The sequence below is a fragment of the Citrobacter sp. wls829 genome, from assembly GCF_005280825.1.
Classification (GTDB): domain Bacteria; phylum Pseudomonadota; class Gammaproteobacteria; order Enterobacterales; family Enterobacteriaceae; genus Citrobacter; species Citrobacter gillenii.
This window is the reverse complement of sequence record NZ_SZWP01000075.1, coordinates 80,716-98,794: the sequence shown is the minus strand read 5'-3', so window position 1 is coordinate 98,794 and position 18,079 is coordinate 80,716. Positions and strand designations below refer to the sequence as shown.

At 50.9% G+C, this 18,079-nt stretch carries 18 protein-coding genes and 1 pseudogene; 11 read left to right on the top strand and 8 right to left on the bottom strand.

Going from position 1 to position 18,079, the window contains the following annotated elements; all coding sequences use genetic code 11:
- Positions 1-213 precede the first annotated feature (213 nt).
- Entirely contained in the window at positions 214-699 is a 486-nt protein-coding gene (spy, locus tag FDW88_RS17055) for an ATP-independent periplasmic protein-refolding chaperone Spy (protein ID WP_096757276.1), read from the top strand.
- 342 nt (positions 700-1,041) lie between these two features.
- Positions 1,042-1,617 carry an environmental stress-induced protein Ves gene (ves, locus tag FDW88_RS17050; RefSeq protein WP_115258676.1) on the top strand — a complete coding sequence of 192 codons (576 nt, stop codon included), beginning with the start codon at positions 1,042-1,044 and terminating at the stop codon, positions 1,615-1,617.
- On the opposite strand, the gene cho is transcribed toward ves, so the two are convergent.
- Positions 1,577-2,464, bottom strand: coding sequence for an excinuclease Cho (gene cho, locus FDW88_RS17045; RefSeq protein ID WP_137363010.1), 888 nt, complete (start codon positions 2,462-2,464; stop codon positions 1,577-1,579). The genes ves and cho overlap by 41 nt on opposite strands.
- A gap of 131 nt (positions 2,465-2,595) precedes the next feature.
- A complete protein-coding gene (gene nadE, locus FDW88_RS17040) occupies positions 2,596-3,426 on the bottom strand; it encodes an ammonia-dependent NAD(+) synthetase (RefSeq protein WP_135912148.1) in 831 nt (276 codons plus the stop codon).
- 334 nt (positions 3,427-3,760) lie between these two features.
- On the opposite strand from nadE, the gene osmE reads away from it, so the two are divergent.
- The 7 genes from osmE to chbG all read left to right on the top strand — a co-directional run bounded on the left by osmE (position 3,761) and on the right by chbG (position 9,670).
- Entirely contained in the window at positions 3,761-4,102 is a 342-nt protein-coding gene (osmE, locus tag FDW88_RS17035; protein ID WP_096757272.1) for an osmotically-inducible lipoprotein OsmE, read from the top strand.
- Positions 4,103-4,400: 298 nt separating this feature from the next.
- The gene (gene chbB / locus FDW88_RS17025) at positions 4,401-4,721 is read left to right on the top strand and encodes a PTS N,N'-diacetylchitobiose transporter subunit IIB (RefSeq protein ID WP_003832547.1); all 321 of its coding nucleotides are present in this window, start codon (positions 4,401-4,403) and stop codon (positions 4,719-4,721) included.
- An 85-nt stretch (positions 4,722-4,806) separates the two neighbouring features.
- Entirely contained in the window at positions 4,807-6,165 is a 1,359-nt protein-coding gene (chbC, locus tag FDW88_RS17020; protein WP_115258672.1) for a PTS N,N'-diacetylchitobiose transporter subunit IIC, read from the top strand.
- A 54-nt stretch (positions 6,166-6,219) separates the two neighbouring features.
- Positions 6,220-6,567, top strand: a complete 348-nt coding sequence (gene chbA, locus FDW88_RS17015) for a PTS N,N'-diacetylchitobiose transporter subunit IIA (RefSeq protein WP_137363009.1) — start codon at positions 6,220-6,222, stop codon at positions 6,565-6,567.
- Positions 6,568-6,577: 10 nt separating this feature from the next.
- The gene (chbR, locus tag FDW88_RS17010; protein ID WP_117342988.1) at positions 6,578-7,420 is read left to right on the top strand and encodes a transcriptional regulator ChbR; all 843 of its coding nucleotides are present in this window, start codon (positions 6,578-6,580) and stop codon (positions 7,418-7,420) included.
- Positions 7,421-7,543: 123 nt separating this feature from the next.
- On the top strand, positions 7,544-8,899 hold the full coding sequence (locus FDW88_RS17005; RefSeq protein ID WP_117342989.1) for a 6-phospho-beta-glucosidase: 1,356 nt from the start codon (positions 7,544-7,546) through the stop codon (positions 8,897-8,899).
- 12 nt (positions 8,900-8,911) lie between these two features.
- A complete protein-coding gene (gene chbG, locus FDW88_RS17000; RefSeq protein WP_137363008.1) occupies positions 8,912-9,670 on the top strand; it encodes a chitin disaccharide deacetylase in 759 nt (252 codons plus the stop codon).
- A 36-nt stretch (positions 9,671-9,706) separates the two neighbouring features.
- On the opposite strand, the gene katE is transcribed toward chbG, so the two are convergent.
- Positions 9,707-11,965 (bottom strand): catalase HPII, encoded by a 2,259-nt coding sequence (gene katE, locus FDW88_RS16995; RefSeq protein ID WP_137363007.1) that lies wholly within the window; start codon positions 11,963-11,965, stop codon positions 9,707-9,709.
- 191 nt (positions 11,966-12,156) lie between these two features.
- Here katE and cedA point away from each other — a divergent pair.
- Positions 12,157-12,408, top strand: a pseudogene (gene cedA, locus FDW88_RS16990) (cell division activator CedA); the annotation flags it as partial.
- Between the two features lie 45 nt (positions 12,409-12,453).
- On the opposite strand, the gene tcyP reads toward cedA, so the two are convergent.
- From tcyP to hxpB, 4 genes are all read right to left on the bottom strand, one after another.
- On the bottom strand, positions 12,454-13,845 hold the full coding sequence (tcyP, locus tag FDW88_RS16985) for a cystine/sulfocysteine:cation symporter (protein WP_096757263.1): 1,392 nt from the start codon (positions 13,843-13,845) through the stop codon (positions 12,454-12,456).
- A gap of 135 nt (positions 13,846-13,980) precedes the next feature.
- Entirely contained in the window at positions 13,981-14,568 is a 588-nt protein-coding gene (locus FDW88_RS16980) for a metal-dependent hydrolase (protein ID WP_096757262.1), read from the bottom strand.
- A 95-nt stretch (positions 14,569-14,663) separates the two neighbouring features.
- Positions 14,664-15,425: a 2-dehydro-3-deoxy-D-gluconate 5-dehydrogenase KduD gene (kduD, locus tag FDW88_RS16975; RefSeq protein WP_137363006.1), complete on the bottom strand. Its 762-nt coding sequence runs from the start codon at positions 15,423-15,425 to the stop codon at positions 14,664-14,666.
- Positions 15,426-15,574: 149 nt separating this feature from the next.
- The gene (hxpB, locus tag FDW88_RS16970) at positions 15,575-16,243 is read right to left on the bottom strand and encodes a hexitol phosphatase HxpB (RefSeq protein ID WP_096757260.1); all 669 of its coding nucleotides are present in this window, start codon (positions 16,241-16,243) and stop codon (positions 15,575-15,577) included.
- Positions 16,244-16,413: 170 nt separating this feature from the next.
- On the opposite strand from hxpB, the gene FDW88_RS16965 reads away from it, so the two are divergent.
- Positions 16,414-16,950 (top strand): YniB family protein, encoded by a 537-nt coding sequence (locus FDW88_RS16965; RefSeq protein WP_115258665.1) that lies wholly within the window; start codon positions 16,414-16,416, stop codon positions 16,948-16,950.
- A 68-nt stretch (positions 16,951-17,018) separates the two neighbouring features.
- Here the strand turns inward: FDW88_RS16965 and FDW88_RS16960 are convergent, their stop codons facing one another.
- The gene (locus FDW88_RS16960; RefSeq protein WP_137363038.1) at positions 17,019-17,879 is read right to left on the bottom strand and encodes a fructosamine kinase family protein; all 861 of its coding nucleotides are present in this window, start codon (positions 17,877-17,879) and stop codon (positions 17,019-17,021) included.
- Positions 17,880-18,079: the final 200 nt, after the last annotated feature.

Below are 18,079 nucleotides of genomic sequence, written 5' to 3'. Positions count from 1 at the left end.
TCATCCTGTTGTAATATTTAATTTCAATTCTGCGCAATTAATTCTTTTTTTCTCCATAATTGATGAGAATTTGTTTTTTATACTTTCATTGTTTTACCGTTGCTCTGATTAATTGACGCTTCTACCGGTAAAGTTAATCTCGTCAACACGACATCCGATGAGATAAGCATCGTAAGAATGTCGTCAGAATAACTGAAAGGAAGGATAGAAATTATGCGTAAACTGACTGCTCTGTTTGTTGCCTCTACTCTGGCGCTGGGCGCTGCAAATCTGGCACACGCCGCTGATACCACAACTACCGCTCCGGCTGATGCCAAACCGATGATGCACCATAACGGCAAGTTTGGCCCGCACCACGACATGATGTTTAAAGATCTGAATCTGACTGATGCGCAGAAACAGCAGATCCGCGACATTATGAAAGGCCAGCGCGATCAGATGAAACGTCCGCCGCTGGAAGAACGCCGTGCAATGCACGATATCATCGCCAGCGACAGCTTCGACAAAGCGAAAGCTGAAGCGCAGATTGCGAAGATGGAAGAACAGCGCAAAGCTAATATGCTGGCGCATATGGAAACCCAGAACAAGATTTACAACATCCTGACGCCGGAACAGAAAAAACAGTTTAATGCCAATTTTGAGAAGCGTCTGACAGAACGCGCGGCGCAGAAAGGTAAAATGCCAGAGGCTGCTGAGTAACCGATTAGCGTCTACACTACATTATTCGCGTTGTGTCTGGGCATTGCTCAGGACGGCGCGAATCAAAACTCAAGACCGCCGGTCTTGTCCACAACACGTTTAACGAGGTGGGCAGGATCGGCGGTTTTTTCTTTCCAGCCTATTGCACCCTGCAACCGACACGCTATTCTCCTGAAGCCTGCGAAAATTCTACCTGGATCAGCGCGTTAATCTTTTTTCTTAAAACGTCCTCATCCTCGCTAAGGCAAATCAACTCTGCTGCCGATAACAATAAATGTGCAGAGTGAACTTATGGCGGCCAGGGAGCGTCATGCTGACGTACCGCGCCTTTCTGGAGGGATGATGGAATACTTTGATATCCGCAAAATGCCGGTTAATCTTTGGCGCAATGGTGCGGGTGAAACGCGAGAGATTTGTTGTTTTCCGCCAGCGACCCGCGATTTTCACTGGCGGGCAAGTATCGCGTCCATTGCCGCGAACGGTGAGTTTTCTCTTTTCCCGGGCGTAGAGCGAGTGATTACCCTGCTGGAAGGAGGCGAAGTGACTCTGGAAGGCGCCAATCCCTTCAGCCATACCCTGAAACAGCATCAACCGTTTACCTTTGCGGGCGATCAGGTAGTCAAAGCCAAACTGACAGAAGGTCAGATGTCGATGGATTTCAATATTATGACCCGTCGTGATGTCTGCCAGGCCAAAGTCAGGGTTGCGGATCGAACGTTTACCACCTTTGGTTCGCGCGGCGGTGTGGTGTTTGTGTTAAGCGGAGCCTGGCAGTTGGGCGATAAGTTACTGACGGCGGACCAGGGCGCATGCTGGCACGACGGCAAGCATACGCTGCGGTTGTTAAAAGCGGAAGGGAAGCTGCTGTTTAGTGAGATTAACTGGATGCCGGGGCATTCGCCGGATCCAGTTCAATAATGTCATAGTGACCGGACATTACCGGCCGGCAGAGAATTTTGTAACCATCATGATCGAAGCCGGCGGGCATTCGTGCCAGCGAAGCGGCTTCATCCAGCGATGAAACCGCGCCCAGCCATAGCCAGTTATTGATAATGTGATATTGGGTCATTTCTGCGCAGCTTTCTTTTAGCGCAATCGCATTGCTCCATGGCCAGCAGAGCACACGCAATCTTTCCAGTGCCGTCATCAGACGCAGATGATGCGCCTCGGGACTTTCTTTCCCACAGCAGGCTCCGGCGCAACGTTTAAGCGCTGAGCGAAAGCAGGCGCGACCGCGACTTAGCGGCTCCAGTCCCAGCAAACCGTAGCAAAGCTGGTGCTCGTCGGCGACCGTCTGTAATGCCTGCAGCGCCGCGCGCCGGTGTGCAAACAGGCCAAACAGATTCGGGGTCTGTGAAAAATCCACATCGCGCGCGTAGATAACCTGGAGGCGTTGATCGGTTAATTGCAGAGCACAGAGTTGGCGAGTGCGGCGCAGGCGCTTATTGAATAAAGGTTGTTGCTCTTTAATTAGTCGTGCCTCCAGCAACAGGGCACCCATTTCACCCGCCGTGCAAATCCAGGTAATACGTCGGGATTGATGTAGCATGGCCGCTTCGTCTGCGTTGCGTAGATGCGCCATCACCCGGCTGCGAACATTGATGCTTTTACCGATATAAAGCGGCATGGTGTCACTTTCGCCGTGAAACAGATAAACACCGGGCGTGGCCGGAAGCGCTTGTAAAAAGGGGCGCAGGTGCTCGGGGTACTCATAAATTGCAGCTGCTTCAAAGGTAATACGAGGGGCTGATTGGCGGCGTACCACTGTTTACTCCGGATGCTGGTTATTCATCCAGTATAGCAGGCGATTGTTGATTAAAAAAGCAACATGTGTGAAGTTGTTGACGCCGGACATACGAAGCTTTGTTGCTGTCCGGCGTTATGCAAGAAGGTGGATTACGCTTTTTTCCAGAAATCGTCAAACACCGTAATGGGCGTGCGACGTTTGTGTTCCGTCTTTAAATACCAGCCTTCAATTTTCTTCGCGATAGTATCATCCAGAATTTTGCCTTCCAGATAATCATCAATGTTGTCGTACGTTACGCCTAAGGCGGCTTCATCGGGCAGAGAAGGGCGATCGTCTTCGAGGTCGGCGGTAGGCGCTTTCTTATATAAGTGCTCCGGACAGCCTAGCGCGGCCAGCAGCTGTTTCCCCTGACGCTTGTTGAGGCGGAATAGTGGGTTAATGTCGGTGCCGCCATCGCCATATTTGGTGAAAAAGCCGGTAATCGCTTCCGCAGCGTGATCGGTGCCAACCACTACGCCGCTGGTCATTCCGGCGATGCTGTACTGTGCCTTCATACGTTCACGGGCTTTTTCATTACCGCGCACAAAATCGCTCAGCTCAATACCGGCTTCACGTAATGCCTGTTCGCTAGCCAGCACCGCAGCTTTGATATTGACGGTTAACACGCGATCCGGCTGAATGAAGGTGATGGCGTCCTGGCAGTCCTGTTCATCGGCCTGCACACCGTAAGGGAGGCGCACGGCAATAAACTGCAGCGCGTCGTTCCCGGTCTCGTCGCGCAGCTCTGAAATGGCCATTTGGCATAACTTTCCGGCGAGCGTTGAATCCTGACCGCCGCTAATCCCTAATACCAGTGATTTCAGGAAAGGATAGGTTTTCAGATAGGATTTCAGAAAATCTACGCTACGGCGAATTTCTTCTTCTGCATTAATGTGCGGCTGTGCGCCAAGTGCCTGGATTATCTCTTGCTGCAGAGTCATCTAACCCCTCCGAAAAAAATAATGACAAAAAATATGATCGGTTAAAGCTAACGCGTTGACGTCCAAACGACAAGGGATGCAGCCTGATATCGCAGTATTTTGTTTTAATATACCCGTCATACTTCAAGTTGCATGTGCGTCGGCTGCACTCGTTCTCCCCAGTCACTTACTTTAGTAAGCTCCTGGGGATTCGCTCCCTTGCCACCTTCCTGCAACTCGAATTATTTAGGGTATAGATTTTTCCGAAATGGTCTGAGACTCATCTGTAAGCTTGAAAAATGTGTTGTTGTGCTCCAGGCTTATATAACACGCTGAAAAACAAGAGGACGAGAAAATGAACAAGAATCTAACAGGAATTCTGGGTGCAGCGGCGGTATTGACTATGCTGGCGGGGTGTACGGCCTACGATCGTACAAAAGACCAATTTGTTCAGCCCGTGGTGAAAGATGTGAAGAAAGGGATGAGCCGGGCGCAGGTTGCGCAGATTGCCGGCAAGCCGTCTTCTGAAGTGACAATGGTGCATGCTCGCGGGACGTGTCAGACCTACATCCTGGGTCAACGAGATGGTAAAGCAGAGACCTATTTTGTAGCTTTGGATGATACAGGACACGTGGTTAATTCTGGTTATCAGACCTGTGCGGAGTACGACACCGATCCGCAGGCGGCGAAGCAGTAACGACTGCTTAATGCCTGAGCACTCAACGGAACCGGCCATTGCGCCGGTTTTTTTGTGCCGTACGATCTTATTTAATGTCGCGAATTATTTGCCTGAAATGTGAGGGGTGTCATAACGCCAGGTCAATGAGAGACAATTTAGTTGGTCAAGGAAATACCATCCTCTGGTGCAATCCCGTATACTCATTTCAGCCACCTAAAAAAGTAATTTAGCTGACGCAAGTTACCCAGAGCATGGATGCAGGTTATGGCTTGCGGAGTGTCTGGATGACAGATAATCGCATATGAGGATCGTTTTTATGGAAAAGAAACACATTTATCTGTTTTGTTCTGCGGGCATGTCGACTTCCTTGTTAGTTTCAAAGATGCGTGCGCAGGCTGAAAAATACGAAGTACCGGTTATTATTGAAGCATTCCCTGAAACGCTGGCTGGGGAAAAAGGTCCTGTTGCTGACGTCGTGTTATTAGGCCCGCAAATTGCTTATATGTTACCCGAAATTCAGCGTTTGTTACCTAACAAGCCTGTAGAAGTGATTGACTCGCTGTTATATGGCAAAGTCGATGGTTTAGGCGTGCTTAAGGCTGCAGTTGCAGCAATTAAAAAAGCCGCAGCAAATTAATTATATTTTTTAAATTTCCCGTCAAAGAGTTATTTCATTAACATTCACCGCAATATTATATTGCGGTATTTAAGGGTATTTTTCTATGAGTAACGCTATTGCTTCACTTGAAAAGGTACTCCTTCCTTTTGCTGTAAAAATTGGAAAGCAGCCACACGTTAATGCAATCAAAAACGGTTTTATTCGTTTAATGCCGTTAACCCTCGCAGGGGCCATGTTTGTATTAATCAATAACGTTTTCCTGAGCTTTGGGGAGGGGTCGTTTTTTTATTCAATGGGTATCCGACTTGATGCTTCGACTATTGAGAATCTCAATAGCTTAAAAGGTATCGGTGGGAACGTTTATAACGGTACGCTGGGTATCATGTCATTGATGGCGCCTTTCTTTATCGGCATGGCGATGGCCGATGAACGCAAAGTTGACTCTCTGGCCGCAGGTTTGCTCTCCGTCGCAGCCTTTATGACCGTCACGCCTTATAGTGTGGGTGAAGCCTATGCCGTTGGTGCTAACTGGTTGGGTGGTGCGAACATTATTTCCGGTATTATTATCGGTCTTGTGGTCGCAGAAATGTTCACCTTTGTGGTCCGTCGTAATTGGGTTATCAGATTACCCGATAGTGTTCCTGCCTCGGTCTCGCGCTCCTTCTCAGCACTGATTCCTGGATTTATCATTCTCTCCATTATGGGGATCATTGGCTGGGCACTGGCAATCTGGGGCACCAACTTCCACCAGATCATCATGGATTCTATTTCGACTCCGCTGGCGTCGCTGGGCAGCGTAGTGGGCTGGGCTTACGTGATTTTTGTTCCGCTGCTGTGGTTCTTTGGTATTCACGGTTCACTGGCGCTGACCGCGCTGGACAGCGGTATCATGACGCCTTGGGCACTGGAAAACATCGCTATCTATCAACAGTTTGGTTCTGTAGACGCAGCATTGGAAGCCGGTAAGACGTTCCACGTCTGGGCAAAACCGATGCTGGACTCCTATATCTTCCTCGGCGGTAGCGGTGCAACCCTGGGGCTGATTATTGCTATCTTCCTGGCATCTCGTCGTCCGGATTATCGTCAAGTGGCGAAACTGGCCCTGCCGTCAGGTATCTTCCAGATTAACGAACCGATTCTGTTCGGTCTGCCAATTATCATGAACCCGGTTATGTTCATCCCGTTCATTCTGGTTCAACCGATTCTGGCCGCGATTATGCTGGCAGCCTACTACACTGGCATTATTCCACCGATTACCAATATTGCGCCGTGGACGATGCCAACCGGGTTAGGCGCGTTCTTTAACACCAACGGTAGTGTTGCGGCTCTGCTGGTGGCACTGTTCAACCTTGGGGTCGCCACGCTGGTGTATCTGCCATTCGTCGTCGTCGCCAACAAAGCGCAGAACGTTATTGATAAAGAAGAAAGCGAAGAAGATATCGCTAACGCATTGAAATTCTAAATTTAATCCGGCATGGCCTTTCGGTCATGCCGGACTGAACCAGAGGAAAAGAGTATGTTGGATATCGAAAATATCGTGGATACATCGTCAGAAGCTGAAGAGCTTGAAGAAGTGGTGATGGGGCTTATCATCAATTCGGGGCAGGCGCGTAGCCTGGCCTATGGCGCACTCAAGATGGCCAAACAGGGCGATTTTGAGGCGGCGAAGGCCATGATGGAACAGTCTCGTATGGCGCTGAACGAAGCGCACCTCGTACAAACGAAACTGATTGAAGGCGATCAGGGCGAAGGTAAAATGAAAGTGAGCCTGGTTCTGGTTCACGCACAGGATCACCTGATGACGTCGATGCTGGCACGCGAGCTGGTGACGGAACTGATTGAGCTTCACGAGAAGCCGAAATAGCGAGGAGTGCATGATGCAATTACAGATTAACGCACCGGAAATCAAAACCGTTTACGAGCAGCAGTTGTTTAATGGCAAAAATTTCCATGTGTTTATCTATAACAAAACTGAAAGTATCAGTGGACTGCATCAGCACGATTACTATGAATTTACGCTGGTATTAACCGGTCGCTATTATCAGGAAATCAACGGTAAACGTGTGCTGCTGGAACGTGGTGACTTTGTTTTTATCCCCCTGGGATCGCATCACCAAAGTTTCTATGATTTCGGCGCCACGCGGATCCTTAACGTCGGTATCAGTAAGCGTTTTTTTGAACAGCACTATCATCCTTTATTGCCGTTTTGTTTTGTTGCATCGCAGGTGTATCGGGCGAATAACTCCTTTCTCACCTATATCGAAACGGTCATTGCATCACTGAACTTTCGCGAGAGCGGGCTGGATGAATTTGTCGAAGTGGTCACCTTCTACATTATTAATCGACTCCGGCATCACCGTGAAGAACAAGTGTTGGATGACATTCCACAATGGCTGAGAGCGACCGTGGAAACGATGCACGACAAACGTCAGTTTAGCGAAAATGCGCTGGAAAACATGGTCCAGCTGTCGGCAAAATCTCAGGAATATCTGACTCGTGCCACCCAGCGTTATTACAGTAAAACACCGATGCAGATTATTAATGAAATCCGCATTAACTTTGCTAAAAAACAGCTGGAAATGACCAACTATTCGGTCACGGATATTGCTTATGAGTCTGGTTACAGCAGCCCAAGCCTGTTTATTAAAACGTTTAAAAAACTGACGTCGTTTACGCCCAATAGCTACCGGAAGAAGTTAACTGAGTTTAATCAGTAGCTATTATTTGCCAATAACCCATTTTTATAGCTTGCCCAAAATAGCGTCGGGACAGCCACGCTATATCTGACAAACGGGTTGAGCATAATACACGTCAGTGTTTTGACACTGAAGGGAGAAAGTATGAGCCAGAAATTAAAAGTCGTCACTATCGGTGGCGGGAGCAGCTACACCCCTGAATTACTTGAAGGCTTTATTAAGCGTTATCATGAGTTACCGGTGTCTGAATTGTGGTTGGTTGATGTCGACGGCGGTAAAGAGAAGCTGGATATTATTTTCGACCTGTGCCAACGCATGATCGACAATGCCGGCGTGCCGATGAAGCTGTATAAAACACTGGATCGTCGCGAAGCGCTGAAAGACGCTGACTTTGTGACCACGCAGCTGCGCGTTGGACAACTTAAAGCCCGTGAGCAGGACGAGCGAATCCCGCTGAGCCACGGTTATCTGGGCCAGGAGACAAACGGCGCGGGCGGCCTGTTTAAAGGTTTGCGGACTATTCCGGTTATTTTTGACATCGTGAAAGATGTCGAAGAACTGTGCCCGAATGCGTGGGTGATTAACTTTACTAACCCGGCCGGAATGGTCACTGAAGCCGTCTATCGCCATACAAATTTTAAGAAATTCATCGGGGTATGCAATATTCCGATCGGCATGAAAATGTTTATTACCGACGTGTTGGCGTTAAAAGAGAGCGATGATTTATCTATCGATCTGTTTGGCCTGAACCATATGGTGTTTATTAAAGATGTGCTGGTCAACGGCGAGTCACGTTTTGACGAACTGCTCGACGGCGTGGCCTCGGGGCAGTTAAAAGCGTCTACCGTGAAGAACATTTTCGACCTGCCGTTTAGCGAAGGATTGATTCGCTCGCTGAAACTGCTGCCATGTTCGTATTTGCTTTACTATTTCAAGCCAAAAGAGATGCTGGCGATTGAAATGGGTGAATACTATAAGGGCGGTGCACGCGCGCAGGTTGTGCAAAAAGTGGAGAAACAACTTTTTGAGCTGTATAAAAATCCTGAACTGAATGTGAAACCGAAGGAGCTTGAGCAGCGTGGTGGGGCGTATTACTCCGATGCGGCGTGTGAGGTGATCAACGCCATCTACAATGACAAGCAGACCGAGCACTATGTCAACATTCCTCACCATGGCCATGTAGACAACATTCCTGCGGACTGGGCGGTTGAGATGACCTGTACGCTGGGGCGCAATGGCGCGACCCCGCATCCACGGATCACGCATTTTGATGAGAAAGTGCTTGGCCTTATCTATACCATTAAAGGGTTTGAGGTGGCGGCGAGTAATGCGGCGCTGAGCGGTGAATTTAATGATGTGCTGCTGGCGTTAAATCTGAGCCCACTGGTGCATTCTGACCGTGATGCCGAAATTCTGGCGCGGGAACTGATCCTTGCCCATGAAAAATGGCTGCCAAACTTTGCCGGGTGCATCGAGACGCTCAAAAGCGAACAACACTGATAGAGGTCGGCTATGGAACGCGTACTGATTGTGAATGCGGATGATTTTGGCCTGAGCAAAGGGCAAAACTACGGCATTATTGACGCTTGTCGCCATGGTGTTGTCACCTCGACAACGGCGCTGGTCAACGGCGAGGCCATTGAGCATGCGGTGCAGTTGAGTCGTGAACTTCCTGAACTGTCTGTTGGCATGCACTTTGTGCTGACGCTGGGGAAACCGCTGACGGCAATGCCAGGGCTGACCCGCGACGGACTGCTGGGGAAATGGATCTGGCAGATGGCCGAGGAGGACACCTTGCCGCTGGATGAAATTTCGCACGAGCTGGCCGCACAGTATCAGCGTTTCATCGACCTGTTCGGCCGGGAGCCGACGCATCTGGATAGCCATCACCATGTGCATATGTTCCCGCAGATTTTCCCTGTAGTGGCCAATTTTGCGGCCCAGCACGGTATTGCGCTACGCATCGATCGTCAGACGGTGTTTGAGGCTGCTGACTTACCTGTTGCGTTGCGCACGTCGCAGGGATTTAGCAGCGAGTTTTACGGCGAGGCGATTTCCGAAGAGCTGTTTTTGCAGGTGCTAGACGCCTCAGCAGACAGGGGCGAGTCCTCGCTGGAAGTGATGTGCCACCCGGCCTTTGTCGATAATATCATTCGACAAAGCGCCTACTGTTACCCCCGCTTAACTGAACTTGATGTGCTGACGTCTCCGGTATTGAAATATGCTATTGCGGAGCGCGGTTATCGTCTCGGCAGTTTTCTGAACGTGTAATTCCTGAGTTTGCGGCGCGTCAATGCGCCGCTTTTTTTAGGCCGGAATGGCGTCGACTTTTCCGCTGCGAGACCAGACACGGTGCGCAGTCATGAGCGCCAGCAAGGTATCCATAAACTGCGCATCTGCGCTGTCCGCTTCAACAATCCCTTCTTCACCCTGATTGCTAACCTTCAGCACGGCTTTCAACTGACGCGCATCGCCTGCCAGCGCAATGGGTTTCAAATGTTTGTATGCTTCCAGTAAGTAGTAACGGGTATCGCCGCGCATGTCGATATCCGCAATATTGCCGCAAGGCACAATGACCGCATCCACGGTCAGTGATGGCGAACCGGCAAAGGTACCGGCGATGTTCAGCACCGAGCCATCGTCGGCAACCACGTTCCCCATACGCGAATAGAGCAATTTTGCATGCACACCGCGGGACTGGAGAGCTTGCATGATGGTGAGCATATCGGCCGATTTGACCTCGTCATTCAGCAAAATGGCCACTATCCGGCCTTTGATATCGCCTTGTGCCCCTGCGTACAAACTGAGTGATGGGGCTTCAGTTAACCCGTTGACGTCCGCAGGTGGGGCGATTTGCTGCTGTTCGTCGGTTAGTTCAAAACCGAGGTTGTCGGCAACAGATTGTGCAAGGGTGGTATCAATGTGCGCCAGTTGTTCAACCACTCTCTCGCGGATATACGGGCGGGTGACTTTGCTCAGTTCAAAACTGAATCCGCCAACAATATGCTGCTGCTCAATAGGCGTCTGACTTAGCCAGAACAGGCGAGGGTGCGCATAGTATTCGCCGAAAGAGGGGCTTCTTTCACGTATCTTACTGCCTTCAATACGTTCCTGATATGATTCAAAACCCCCGCGTTTAGGGCCAGGTGGCGTTTCGCGCGGCCAGTTATCATTGATCGAGTTTGGTTCATAGTTGGCCGGGTTGGTATCAATATCCATGCGATGCATGCCGTCGCGCTGGAAATTGTGATACGGGCAGGTCGGGCGGTTAATCGGAATTTCATGAAAGTTAGGTCCGCCCAGACGGCTGATCTGCGTGTCGGTATATGAAAACAGTCGGCCCTGTAGCAGCGGATCGTTGGTGAAATCAATACCGGGGACGATGTGTCCTGGATGAAATGCTACCTGCTCGTTTTCGGCAAAGAAATTATCCGGGTTACGGTTAAGCACCATTTTTCCGACGCGCTGAACCGGAACCAATTCCTCGGGGATCAACTTTGTTGGGTCGAGCAGATCAAAATCGAATTTAAACTCGTCCTCTTCCGCAATTAGTTGCAGTCCCAGCTCATATTCCGGGTAATCACCGGCTTCGATGGCCTCCCACAGATCGCGACGGTGGAAGTCAGGGTCTCGACCGGTAAGTTTTTGCGCTTCATCCCAAACCAGAGAGGCTTTGCCTGCCAGGGGTTTCCAGTGGAAGCGCACAAAGGTGGCTTTGCCTTGCGCGTTAATCAGTCGAAACGTGTGGATGCCAAAGCCTTCCATCGTGCGATAGCTGCGAGGGATCCCACGGTCTGACATGGCCCACATCACGTTATGCAGTGTTTCTGGCTGTAAAGAGACGTAATCCCAGAAGGTATCATGCGCGCTTTGTCCCTGTGGAATAGCCCAGTGCGGCTCTGGTTTAACCGCGTGGACGAAGTCCGGGAATTTATGGGCGTCCTGGATAAAAAACACCGGTGTATTATTTCCTACCAGGTCAAATATCCCCTCTTCGGTATAAAACTTTGTGGCAAATCCGCGAATATCCCGGACCGTGTCTGCTGAACCGGCGCCGCCCTGGACGGTGGAGAAACGCACAAAAACCGGGGTTATCTTATTTGCCTCGCACAGGAAGTCGGCTTTGGTGACGGCACTTAAATCGGCATAGGACTGAAAGTAACCATGCGCGGCGGAGCCACGGGCATGAACGATTCGTTCCGGAATGCGTTCATGATCAAAATGGGTAATCTTCTCACGCAGGATAAAATCCTCGAGCAGCGTCGGCCCACGGTTTCCGGCGCGTAATGAGTTTTGATCGTCTGCAATGCGGACACCCTGATTGGTGGTCAGGGCAAAATCTTCACTGCCTTTACGAAAAGGCTCCAGGGAGTTGAGTTTGTCATTAACGGTGTCGGGGGCCTTTGCACTTCCAGGGGCAGTGGGCTGCATGCCCGGCGGTGTGGGTTTGGCGTCGGGTTTGTGCGAGCCGTCTGCGGGGGCCAGGGAATCGAGCCCTGGTCTGGATTCGCTGGCATCATGAACCGGTGCCGGGTGATTGAGTGGATGCTTGTCATTCTGCGACATGAACTCGTCTCCTGTTTTCATTGCTGAAAGGGTCGTTGTTGCTGTCAAAAACATTAACTATAGACCACGCATCCAGGTGAGCCGGGATCCGTTGAAGGGGAATACTGTAATGAACAAGGCAAACAGCGCACGCAAGGCAGGACGTCAGGGCGCAAAATCGGCTAAGATAGCGTTTTTCTGATTTTTAGAATTTGTCTTTAGTGAAGCAACTGATTATGAAACCTCTTCGCCAACAAAATCGCAAGGTTATCAGCTACGTTCCGCGTGTGGAGCCCGCGCCACCAGAGCATGCGATAAAAATGGATGCGTTTCGTGACGTATGGATACTGCGCGGAAAATATGTCGCTTTTGTCTTAATAGGAGAGGCGTTTCAACGTTCGCCTGCGTTTACGGTTCCGGAGTCGGCGCAACGCTGGGCAAACCAGGTCCGTCAGGAAAACGAACTNAGCATGATACTCCGGCGGTTTTTTACGCTTCAGGAAACCGGTTTAACGGTGTGCCAGTTCGGCGTTATCGTCACTGTCCAGAATCGTTTTGTCGGTTTGCTTCAGCCACTGACTGGTGAGCGTACCGGCAGTCATGGAGCCACTGACGTTCAACGCAGTACGACCCATATCGATCAGCGGTTCTACGGAGATCAGTAGAGCGACCAGCGTAACCGGCAGGCCCATCGCCGGCAGCACGATCAGTGCGGCAAACGTTGCACCCCCACCCACACCCGCGACTCCGGCGGAGCTAACGGTCACAATACCGACCAGCGTTGCAATCCACATTGGGTCGAGCGGGTTAATCCCCACAGTCGGCGCAACCATCACTGCCAGCATTGCCGGGTACAGCCCCGCACAACCGTTTTGACCAATCGTGGCACCAAAAGAGGCGGCAAAGCTGGCAATCGACTCAGGCACACCCAGACGGCGGGTTTGCGCTTCCACATTCAGCGGAATAGACGCAGCACTGGAGCGGCTGGTGAAGGCAAACGTCAGTACCGGCCAGACTTTACGGAAGTACTTCAGCGGGCTCACGCCGTTAATACCCAGCAGAATACCGTGTACCACGAACATGATGCCCAGACCGAGGTACGAAGCCACCACGAAGCTGCCCAGCTTAATAATGTCCTGCAGGTTGGAGCCGGCAACCACTTTGGTCATCAACGCCAGAACACCGTACGGCGTCAGCTGCATCACCAGACGAACCAGCTTCATCACCCAGCTCTGCAGGGTATCAATAGCGGTTAATACGCGTTCGCCTTTCGGGGCATCATCTTTCAGCAGTTTCAGGGCCGCGACACCAAGGAATGCGGCGAAGATAACAACGCTGATAATGGAGGTTGGGTTAGCGCCAGTGAGATCGGCAAACGGGTTTTTCGGGATAAACGACAGCACCAGCTGCGGCACGCTCAGGTCGGCAACTTTACCCACGTAGTTGGTTTCGATGGCGTTCAAACGGGCGGTTTCAGCACCACCCTGTACCAGTCCATCCGCCGTCAGGCCGAACAGGTTAGTGACCAGTACCCCAACTAACGCGGCGATAAGTGTTGTAAACAGCAATGTCCCGATGGTCAGGAAGCTGATTTTCCCCAGCTGAGAGGCGTTGTGCAGACGCGCAACGGCGCTGAGGATAGAGGCAAATACCAGCGGCATGACGATCATTTGCAGAAGTTGAACATAGCCGTTGCCGACAATGTTGAACCACTGTACAGAATCTTTCAGTACCTGGCTGTCTGAGCCGTAAATCGTATGCAGGGCAAGGCCAAATACCACGCCCATAACCAGACCAACCAGTACTTTTTTGGCCAGACTCCACTGTTTGTGACGGGCTTGCGCCAGCACGAACAGCAGTACAACGAACACGATAATGTTCGCGATTAATGGAAAGTTCATCCCCGTTCTCCTGATCTTTTTTTATGTATCACCGAACTACAGTGATTCTGTTGGCGCAAGATTAGCAGAACTGTGACTTGCCTCTTATATTCAAATGGAATTGTTTATGCCAAAAATGACATTTTGGCCGATTTCTTAATCAGCCTGGTGTTTTATAAAACGATTAAACTGCATTTGTAGCGTATTAATCATCTGCGATGACCAGCGTACTGCACTGTTTTCAGGCAAAGTTTGTGGCATCCAGATAGCCCAGGCAAACAGCGCCATGCATAAAAAACGCTCCAGCTGGTTGCCTTTTTGCGGTACGAGGATCGGCAGGCGAAAGCGCCAGCGGCAGGGCCACAGCAGAGGAACGCCGGCTGGGGTCAGCATATCGGCCAGAATATGACTAAGGTAGCCGAGCACCATCCCCTGTAACGCATCCGCCGGGATTATCCAGGTCTCGGGTACTTTCAAATAGAACGTCGCCAGCAGGGCAAACACCGCCAGCAGGCTATGCGTAAACCCGCGATGACCAAATGCCCGGGCTATGGGCTTTGAGACCCACTTCAGACGCTGCCCCAGCAACGATTTGGGATGATCGATATCGGGCAGCAGGCAGGTCAAGATAGCTGAAGGAACAATATGCCACCAGTCACCCTGCGCGAGAACGGGCGTCAGTTCGGCATTCTTGGCAAATACCGCACAGGCAATAGAAAAAAGAAGGTGGCCTTCCGCCGTCATGATAAAACCCAATGAACTGTCAATTCATACAGTATAGGGGTTTTATACAGTAGGCGAAAGAGGTGACGTTGTAACCCTTTGTCACAAATAGGCGATTAACGTGCCAGCCAGCCACCGTCGACGGCCAATGTATAGCCATTAATGTAGTCAGAGGCGCGGCTGGCAAGGAATACCGCCGGGCCTTTCAGGTCGTCAGGCGTTCCCCAGCGTCCGGCCGGAATACGGTCGACAATCTCCTGATTACGGTCGGCATCGTCCCGCAGTTGCTGCGTATTGTTGGTCGCCATGTAGCCCGGCGCAATGGCATTGACGTTAATACCCTGTGCGGCCCATTCATTGGCCAGCAGGCGGGTTATGCCCAGCACGCCGCTTTTTGAAGCGGTGTAGGAAGGTACGCGGATACCGCCCTGGAAGGAGAGCATTGACGCAATGTTGATGATTTTTCCGCCCTGACCCTGGGTCAGGAATTGTCTGGCGACGGCCTGTGACAAAAAGAAAACGGATTTGAGATTCAGGTTCATCACATCATCCCAGTCTTGCTCACTAAAGCTCAGGGCGTCCTCACGGCGAATGGTCCCCGCGTTATTGACCAGAATATCGATCCGACCAAAGGTGGAGACCGTTTGCGTCACGATATCGTTCAGCGAGTCCTGCTGGCTGAGGTCGGCCTGGATAGTCAGAAAGCGTCGCCCGAGTGCATGGATTTTCTCAGCGGTTTGCACAGGAATTTTACGATTGACGCCGACCACATCGCAGCCGGCCTCCGCCAGCGCGACCGCCATACCTTGCCCAAGCCCGGTATCACATCCGGTGACGATTGCTACTTTACCTTCAAGACGAAAAGCATCCAAAATCATATTCACCCCGGCTATCAAATGGTTTTAACGCATGCTGTGAGTGAAAGAATAGGAGATGCTGGCAGGAAATACAATGAAAAATGAAACAACGTTTCAAAAATATGACTGACCTGGCAAAACGGGCAATGCAACCATTGCCCATCAGGGAATTATCCGCGTAGATGCGTGACGGTGAGATCGGCCAGCGAGGTCAATTTAACGTCAGCAAGAACAAAGCGGGCATCGTCCTGGTTCTCATGTGCAGGTACGACGATCGCGCGCATGCGTGCTGCTTTTGATGCAATCATGCCGTTGACAGAATCTTCCAGCGCTACGCAAGATAAGGGCTCCACACCCAATTTTGCCGCGCAGTCGAGGTAGACCTGAGGATGCGGTTTGCTGTAGGGCAATTTTTCTGCCGAGGCCAGCGCGTCGAAGCTGTCGCGAAGATCAAACATCGTCAGCACTTTTTCCAGCATATGCAGCGGGGAGGCCGATGCCAGACCCACTCGTAAGCCCTGGGATTTGCACAGCGCGACGGCTTCACGTACGCCAGGCAGCAGTGGTTTTGTCTCTTCAACCAGGGCGATAGCCCGGGTGATAATGCGATCGGTGACCTCCTGGCGAGATGGGCCGCTCCACGGTTGCTGGGCGAACCATAGATCTACAACCATATCGATACGCAACCCCAGCGTATCGGGCAGTTCATGGCGGCGAGTGATATCTACGCCTAAACTTGCGATCACATCCAGTTCAGCCTGATCCCAAAGGGGTTCAGAGTCGACCAGTAATCCATCCATATCGAAAATTGCAGCAAGAATTTGACGCGGGGTTGACATCACAACCTCTCCTTTGAACATGAAACAGCAGGGATTAAGAGCCTGGGTGAACCGGCTCTCAGCGTTCATTATGGCTAATCCTCGATTATACCGCCTTTAAAGATCAGGCGAAAATGGTTATCAACGGGTAAACTTAGGCCAAAATGACACGTCTTAATCAAGGGGAACTCATGACGTATCAACAAGCTGGACGCATTGCTGTCTTGAAAAGGCTGGTGGGATGGGTGATTTTCATCCCGGCGCTGATTTCAACGCTGGTTTCAGTACTGAAGTTTATGTATGCGCACAGTGAAAAGCAGGAGGGGATTAACGCGGTGATGCTCGACTTTGCCCACGTGATGATTGACATGATGCGGGTAAACACTCCCTTTCTTAACCTGTTTTGGTATAACTCACCGACACCTGATTTTCAAAGCGGACTGAATCTGGTTTTCTGGCTGATTTTTATTCTTATTTTTATCGGGCTGGCGATGCAGGATTCGGGTGCTCGCATGAGCCGTCAGGCTCGTTTTTTACGTGAAGGCGTTGAAGATCAGCTGATTCTGGAGCAGGCGAAGGGCAGTGAAGGGTTATCGCGAGAGCAGATTGAGTCGCGTATTGTCGTGCCGCATCATACGATTTTCTTACAAATATTCCCGCTCTATATTTTGCCGGTTATCGTCATCGTGATTGGCTATTTCTTCTTTTCGCTACTAGGTTTTTTGTAAGCGCGTCACTATCAGGCCCACGCGAAAGCTGCGGGCCTGATTAGCAAAGAACTTCCGCTATATATCTGTTAAGCCGCCAGTATCCTGTCCATCGCTTTCTGCGCCACCACCATATGTTGCCCGCCGAACAGAATCGCTCGATTCAGCAGCGTATAAAGCTGATAGACAGGCTGCCTGTCGAGAAAATCCAGCGGCAGGGGGGAAACCGACTGATAGCCGTCATAAATTTGCGGTGGCTGATCGCTATGTAATGGCAGCATTGCCAGGTCGCACTCTCTGTCGCCCCAATAGCAGGCGGGGTCAAAGATGTAGGGACCATGAGGGCCAAGGGCGCAGTTCCCCGACCACAAATCGCCATGCAGTAGTGAAGGCTGTGGCTGGTGTGATGACAAACGCTGCTGAACATGGTCAACAATGGCGTCAATATTGCCAAATGCGATCCCTTTTTCGGCGGCAAGCTCCAGTTGCCAGCCAATCCGCTGTTCTGCAAAAAAGGTAGACCAGCGACGCTGCCACGTATTGGGTTGTGGCGTGGTAGAGAGTGCATTATCAAAGTCGAGGCCAAACTGCGGCTGATCGCTCCATTCATGAAGATGCGCGAGCTGTTGTCCGAGAATAAAGGCGCTGTGGGCATCCAGTGGACGGGGAGGGAGGAAATCCATCACCAAAAAACTGTAGTCTCTGTCTGCACCGACCGCCCAGACCTTGGGGACTGAAACGGTATTGCTGCGGGAAAGCAGTTCCAGTTGGTCGGCTTCTGCCGTAAAGCCGGTTAATAGCTCCCTTTCATCGCATTTGACGAAAAAATCGCGCCCCGCATAGCGTAAATGCCATGCGGCGTGGATCTCACCGCCGGGCAGTTCATTACGCAGCTCGATTTCGCCTTCACCGAGTTGCTCGCTTAAAAGACGACTGATAGCCTGCCACATGATGTCTCTCCCCATGTTGTCTGCCAGATCATAAGGTTAGCGCAATAATGCGGTAAAAAAACACGAACCAACGCACACCGTGGACGCGTTATCGCTGAAAAAGCACGTAATGTTTGTTGCTATTTCACTCCTTGTCAGAGCGCTGCAGTTATGGGTTCACGTGATCCACTGCTTTGTTATCACGTGATTTTTCAGCATAG

Excerpts from the sequence above, each read along its gene's own strand:
- spy (WP_096757276.1), top strand. The coding sequence starts at position 214 with ATGCGTAAACTGACTGCTCTGTTTGTTGCCTCTACTCTGGCGCTGGGC.
- ves (WP_115258676.1), top strand. The coding sequence starts at position 1,042 with ATGGAATACTTTGATATCCGCAAAATGCCGGTTAATCTTTGGCGCAAT.
- nadE (WP_135912148.1), bottom strand. The coding sequence starts at position 3,426 with ATGACTCTGCAGCAAGAGATAATCCAGGCACTTGGCGCACAGCCGCAC.
- osmE (WP_096757272.1), top strand. The coding sequence starts at position 3,761 with ATGAACAAGAATCTAACAGGAATTCTGGGTGCAGCGGCGGTATTGACT.
- chbB (WP_003832547.1), top strand. The coding sequence starts at position 4,401 with ATGGAAAAGAAACACATTTATCTGTTTTGTTCTGCGGGCATGTCGACT.
- chbC (WP_115258672.1), top strand. The coding sequence starts at position 4,807 with ATGAGTAACGCTATTGCTTCACTTGAAAAGGTACTCCTTCCTTTTGCT.
- chbA (WP_137363009.1), top strand. The coding sequence starts at position 6,220 with ATGTTGGATATCGAAAATATCGTGGATACATCGTCAGAAGCTGAAGAG.
- chbR (WP_117342988.1), top strand. The coding sequence starts at position 6,578 with ATGATGCAATTACAGATTAACGCACCGGAAATCAAAACCGTTTACGAG.
- FDW88_RS17005 (WP_117342989.1), top strand. The coding sequence starts at position 7,544 with ATGAGCCAGAAATTAAAAGTCGTCACTATCGGTGGCGGGAGCAGCTAC.
- chbG (WP_137363008.1), top strand. The coding sequence starts at position 8,912 with ATGGAACGCGTACTGATTGTGAATGCGGATGATTTTGGCCTGAGCAAA.
- katE (WP_137363007.1), bottom strand. The coding sequence starts at position 11,965 with ATGTCGCAGAATGACAAGCATCCACTCAATCACCCGGCACCGGTTCAT.
- tcyP (WP_096757263.1), bottom strand. The coding sequence starts at position 13,845 with ATGAACTTTCCATTAATCGCGAACATTATCGTGTTCGTTGTACTGCTG.
- FDW88_RS16980 (WP_096757262.1), bottom strand. The coding sequence starts at position 14,568 with ATGACGGCGGAAGGCCACCTTCTTTTTTCTATTGCCTGTGCGGTATTT.
- kduD (WP_137363006.1), bottom strand. The coding sequence starts at position 15,425 with ATGATTTTGGATGCTTTTCGTCTTGAAGGTAAAGTAGCAATCGTCACC.
- hxpB (WP_096757260.1), bottom strand. The coding sequence starts at position 16,243 with ATGTCAACCCCGCGTCAAATTCTTGCTGCAATTTTCGATATGGATGGA.
- FDW88_RS16965 (WP_115258665.1), top strand. The coding sequence starts at position 16,414 with ATGACGTATCAACAAGCTGGACGCATTGCTGTCTTGAAAAGGCTGGTG.
- FDW88_RS16960 (WP_137363038.1), bottom strand. The coding sequence starts at position 17,879 with ATGTGGCAGGCTATCAGTCGTCTTTTAAGCGAGCAACTCGGTGAAGGC.